The following is a 445-nucleotide window of genomic DNA, read 5'->3' on the forward strand; positions in this document are numbered from 1 at the left end:
ATCTAATAGATATATTAGTTAGCATTTAGTTATGCTGAGAACCTGGCACAGGAAGAGCAATCTTAGCATTCAACTTTGCCTCGGCTAATTCTTTATGTTTCTCTAGCAACTCATTTTCAATTTCTGAATCCGAGCTGATCGTGTCGTAAGCATTTACTTCATCCAATCTGATGTCATCATCTATGTTAGTGTTGCCAGGATTAGCATAAGTATCGAGATTGACACCGTCAAAAGTAAAATCATAAGATGGAAGCGGAGCACAATCCCCACCAGTTGTATAATCACACTTGTTCAATAATTCAACTGAAGCCTTTTTACCTGAATAAAGATTATCAAATGAGTCTAAATCACCCAAGTGATAAGAAGAAGGATTGACATAGGTATCAGAATCGACACCGTCAAGAATAGAAGCATAAGGCGGAAGCGGAGCACAATCCCCACCAGT

1 protein-coding gene is annotated in these 445 nt (G+C 38.7%); it reads right to left on the reverse strand.

Going from position 1 to position 445, the window contains the following annotated elements:
- Positions 1 to 25: 25 nt before the first annotated feature.
- A partial coding sequence (locus A5294_RS06840) for a hypothetical protein (RefSeq protein ID WP_197457105.1) occupies positions 26 to 445 on the reverse strand: 420 nt, incomplete at its 5' end.

Origin of the sequence: Gardnerella sp. 30-4, assembly GCF_001641215.1 — a bacterium.
GTDB lineage: Bacteria > Actinomycetota > Actinomycetes > Actinomycetales > Bifidobacteriaceae > Bifidobacterium > Bifidobacterium leopoldii.